This window comes from Brasilonema sp. UFV-L1, assembly GCF_012912105.1.
Lineage (GTDB): Bacteria > Cyanobacteriota > Cyanobacteriia > Cyanobacteriales > Nostocaceae > Brasilonema.
The window spans coordinates 1-5,206 of the sequence record NZ_QMEA01000244.1 but is presented as its reverse complement, the minus strand read 5'-3'; the positions used below and the strand labels follow the sequence as shown (position 1 = coordinate 5,206).

The window sequence follows — 5,206 nt, the reverse complement described above, 5'->3', positions numbered from 1 at the left end:
ATCTTTGGAATCCCCCGCTGTAATGGTACTCCATTCAGCGGTGGGAGGATGTCAACATTTACAAGCAGATGGAGCAACGTTTGCAGGCAGCTACAGATAACTTAGAAAGACTTGTGACACAACGAACTGCACAACTGTTGCAAGCCAACGCCCTATTACAACAGGAAATCCTCGTTCGCGCAAGAGCAGAAGAACAAATTCATTTTCAGGCAAATATTCTCTCTCAGGTTAGCGATGCGGTGATTGCAATTGATAATGAGTTTCGTGTAACTTATTGGAATCGAGGAGCAGAGCGACTATACGGTGTCAAGGCAGATGAAATCATCGCAAGGCAACTGCAAGAATCCCATCAGTATCGTTGGCTTAACCCAGAAGATGAACAAGCTACATACAATGCTTTGGCTGCGACAGGCTCATGGCAAGGAGAGAATATTCATGTTAAAAATAACAAAGAAGAAATATACGTTGACTCATCAGTCAGCTTACTCAAGGACAATAGTGGCACTACCATCGGCTTGCTTGCTGTCATTCGCGATATCACTGAACGCAAACAAGCTCAAGAGTTAATCAAAACAAGTGCAGCCGAACTGAATCAAATCTTCACTATGCTGCCCACTTTTGTCTGGAAGTTTTGCCCAAGCAGTCATCAGTTTATTTATGCCAGCCAGATGATAACCGAGTTGAGCGGTCTTTCCAGAGAGGCATTTTTGCAAAATTATCACATTTGGAATGAACGAGTCGATTCTGGCAAGGAATCGCAAGAGGCAATCGAGATAGCTTGGCAGGCGATCGCCCACGGTGAACCCTACAGAATTGTTTATCTTTTTCATACACTTCATAAAGGATCTCGCTGGTTTGAAATTACAGCTCGACCTGTTTATGAGTCGGGGGTGCTCTATTACTACGGTAGCACGACAGACATCACTGAACGCAAACAAGCAGAAGTAGAACTCAGGGAAAGCGAAGCGCGATTTCGTCAGCTTGCCGAGAATATAAATGAAATCTTCTTAATTTGTACTATTGATGCACAGCAGATGCTCTATATTAGCCCTGCATATGAAAGAATTTGGGGTCGTACCTGCGAAAGTTTGTACCAGCAGCCCCGTTCCTGGCTAGAGGCAATACATCCAGACGATTATGAGCGAGTACAGGCTGCTTTTGCTAGACGGATAAATGGGGAGGAGTTTCAAGAAGAATACCGCATCATTAGACGTGATGGCGATATCCGCTGGATTTTTGATCGCAGCTTTGGTGTTTATGACGAAGCTGGACAACTTGTTTACTTTGTGGGATTAGTTGAGGATATTAGCGATCGCAAACAGGCAGAGGTGGCGCTGCGAGAAAGTGAAGCTCGATTTCGCACAATGGCGGACAATGCCCCGGTGATGATTTGGGTCAATGGTACTGATAAGCTTTGTCATTACTGTAATAAACGCTGGTTGGAATTTACTGGACGTACCCTAGAACAAGAACGCGGTAATGGCTGGACTGAAGACATTCATCCTGAAGATTTACAACGATGCTTAGACATCTATTTCACTGCCTTCGATACTCGCCAACCTTTTACAATTGAATATCGTTTGCAACGTTTTGATGGTGAATATCGTTGGATTTTGGATACAGGCACTCCGTTGTACAATGGAGATGGCAGTTTTGCTGGTTATATCGGTTCCTGTATTGATATTACTGAACGCGAACTCTCACAGCAGAAAATCCGCGAACAAGCTGCCTTGCTTGATGTTGCAACAGATGCTATTCTCGTTCAAGATTTGGAAAACAAAATTTTATTTTGGAACCAAAGCGCCGAGCAGGTTTACGGTTGGAAAGTAGAAGAAGCTTTAGGCAAAAATGCCAACGAGCTTTTATACAAGGATTCGGCGAAACCCGAAGAGGTTGTGCAGACTGTGACTTTAAAAGGCGAGTGGCAAGGTGAGTTAAGTCAGGTACGCAAAAACGGCAAGGAAATCATTGTTGAATCTCGCTGGACACTCGTGCGTGATAAACAAGGACAACCAAAATCAATACTCACCGTTAACACCGACATCACAGAGAAAAGACAACTAGAAGCACACTTTTTCCGCATTCAGCGACTAGAAAGTCTTGGCACACTTGCTAGCGGGATTGCCCACGATCTAAATAATATACTCGCCCCAACACTGATGTCCGCTCAACTTCTGCAAAAGAAAATTTCTGATGTGCAGAGTCAGCAGCTGCTTGCGACTGTGGAAAGCAGCGCTAAACGGGGAGCGTCTTTAGTTCAGCAAGTTTTATCTTTTGCGCGTGGAGTCGCAGGGGAACGCACAATTTTGCAACTCAAGCACCTGATATTAGAAATAGAGCGAATTGTCAAACAAACATTTCCCAAATCGATCCAATTTTACACAGATGTCGTCTCCGACTTGTGGATGATTTCTGGCAATAGCACTCAACTGCATCAGGTGCTGATGAATTTAGTAGTCAATGCTCGCGATGCGATGCCCAATGGTGGTACTGTGAGTATAACTGCTGAAAACTTTGTCATTGACGAATACTATGCTTTGATGAATGTCGAGGCGACAGTCGGTTCCTACATCGTTGTGACTGTGGCGGATACGGGAACAGGTATACCACCTGAAATCATAGACAAAATTTTTGATCCTTTTTTTACTACCAAAGAAATTGGTCTAGGTACAGGGTTAGGTCTTTCAACGGTGATGGGCATCATCAAAAATCATGGCGGTTTTGTGACTGTGGAGAGTGAAGTAGGGAAAGGTAGCACCTTTGGGGTGTACCTCCCAGCAGTCAATGGTATGGAGACAACGCAGCCAACAGAGGAAATGAAGTTGCCTAGAGGACACGGAGAGTTGATTCTTGTTGTGGATGACGAACTCCACCTGCGAGAAACAACCAAAATATTGCTGGAAAGCTACAACTACAAGGTGCTTACAGCTAGTGATGGAATTGAGGCACTCACGATGTATGTCCAGCACAAAGATGAAATTAGTGTGGTGTTGATGGATATGATGATGCCAAATATGGATGGTGCAATCACCATCTGCACGTTACAGAAAATTAATCCGCACCTTAAGGTGATTGCCGTTAGCGGATTGCCATCAAACGATCAACTTGCCTATGCTGCTAGGATAAATATCAAAACCTTTTTATCTAAACCCTACACGTTGAGGGAATTATTGAACATTATTAACAGCGTTCTGAGTGCTTCTTGAGATGGGAAGGGTAAAGAAAAAAGTGCTGCCCTCCCCAAGAGTGCTTTGAACCCAGATTTGTCCTGCATGATGCTGCAAAATACTGCGGCAGATAGCTAAACCCAATCCTGTGCCTCCTTTTTGACGGGAGTCTGAAGCATCTACCTGCCCAAAGCGTTCAAAGATAACTTCAATTTTATCAGCTCGAATACCTCGTCCTTGGTCGCGAACTTGAAACAGTATGTCGGGAGTGGAGGAAAGAGGCATAGCTTTGCCGATTTTTTTCTGTTGTTGAATTTCGGCACTCAACCAAATTGTAGAATCTGAGGGCGAGAATTTAATCGCATTGCTGAGTAAGTTTGTGAAAACTTGGATGATACGATCAGGGTCAGCCCACAAGCAAGCTCTTACCGGAGAAACTAGTAATTTGACTCCTGCTTTATCTGCTATTTCCTGAACAACCTCTGCTGATTTCGTCATCAAGTCAAAAGCATTACAAACTTGTAAAGTCATTTGCACTTTTCCTGAGTTGATGCGTTCAATGTCCAGGATATCGTTGACTAGACGTACCAACCGCTCTGTATTATTAGCAGCAATGTTAAGCATACGTTCAGCTTCTTGGGGTTGGGTTTGTAGGACACCGCTTGCGAGAAGATCCAAAGCAGCAGAAATTGAAGTTAGGGGTGTTCGTAATTCATGGCTTACCACTGAGACGAATTCATCTTTAAGTCTGTCAATTTCCCGGCGATCGCTGATATCTTTCATAAAGCGATAGCACCCGACAAATTGCTGCTTTTGGTCGTATGCCTTAATCAAAACCACTTGCTGATCAAAAACTGATCCGTCTTTCCGCACAGCCTTGACTTGCACTTCCACCTTGTCATGAGCTAGCATCTGTTGATAAACAGTCCACATTTTTTCCCGATCTTCAGGGTGAACAGTTAATTTACATTCCATGCCCATCAGTTCTTCTGGCAGATAACCTAGCATATTTGCATAAGCTGGGTTGACTTTGACGTAACGTCTTTCGGTATCCAACTGGGATATACCTTCTACTGCACTTTCTAATGCTTTGCTCAGATTGCTTAGTTCTTCTTCTGCTCGCTTGCGATCGCTAATATCTGTTTCTGAACCTGCCATGCGCACGACATTACCCGCTTCATCCCACAAAGCAAGTCCCCGATCCAAAATCCACATATAAGAGCCGTCTTTGCGCTGCACTCGATACTCGGCGGCAAAAAATGGCGTTTTTTTGGCAAAGTGATCTTCAACAGCCTGCATCACCCAGTCAATATCATCTGGATGAATTCGGTTTGACCATTCCTCTAATGAATCACTAATTTCATGCTCTGCAAAGCCACGCATTTCTTTCCAACGGTTAGAAAAAAAGACCTGACTTGTTTTGACATTCCAGTCCCATATGCCATCCTTGCTACCGCGTACTGCTAACTGCCAGCGCTCTTCACTTTCTTGCAACGCTGACTCTGCTTGCTTGCGAGCAGTGATATCTGTCAGCGTTCCGATGTAACCAATGACTTCTCCATTTGAGTTTTTCTCAGCAACAGCCTGACCAAATACCCAAGTGACGACACCATCGTCACGCATAAAGCGATACTCAGACCAGCGAACATAAAAGGAGGAGTCTACCCATTCAATTGCTTGGAAACCAGGATAGTCTTGCTGATAATTGTTTGCATCTGCTTCCCACTCGGCTAAAGGAGTTCCGCCCCTGAGTTGCCAGCGTTCTGCCATGCGAGTTAATGCTAAAATACGGGTTTGCAGTTGCTGGTTGATGATCTCAGTTGTATTAACAGTTGCTAATTCAATTTTTCGCTCAATGGCAGCATGTTCTTGAAGGAGTAGCGATCGCCAAAGCAACAAAGTGACACTCAAGACTCCAAGACCAACCAGCACTGGTAGCAACTGCTGCCAATACTTTGTTTTTCTGACTACGGTCAACAATCGTCTCATATCAAGTTCGGATGATTAGTTATCATTGCAGTCCTCGTGTTACCCCTCCC

General features: G+C 44.3%; 2 protein-coding genes. One reads left to right on the top strand and one right to left on the bottom strand.

Annotated features, from left to right (window positions below):
* Positions 1-113: 113 nt before the first annotated feature.
* Positions 114-3,206 (top strand): PAS domain S-box protein, encoded by a 3,093-nt coding sequence (locus DP117_RS33460; RefSeq protein ID WP_211176507.1) that lies wholly within the window; start codon positions 114-116, stop codon positions 3,204-3,206.
* Here DP117_RS33460 and DP117_RS33455 read toward each other — a convergent pair.
* Entirely contained in the window at positions 3,168-5,156 is a 1,989-nt protein-coding gene (locus DP117_RS33455; protein WP_169222467.1) for a PAS domain-containing protein, read from the bottom strand. The two genes, DP117_RS33460 and DP117_RS33455, sit on opposite strands and share 39 nt — an antisense overlap.
* Positions 5,157-5,206 lie beyond the last annotated feature (50 nt).

Excerpts from the sequence above, each read along its gene's own strand:
- DP117_RS33455 (WP_169222467.1), bottom strand. The coding sequence starts at position 5,156 with ATGAGACGATTGTTGACCGTAGTCAGAAAAACAAAGTATTGGCAGCAG.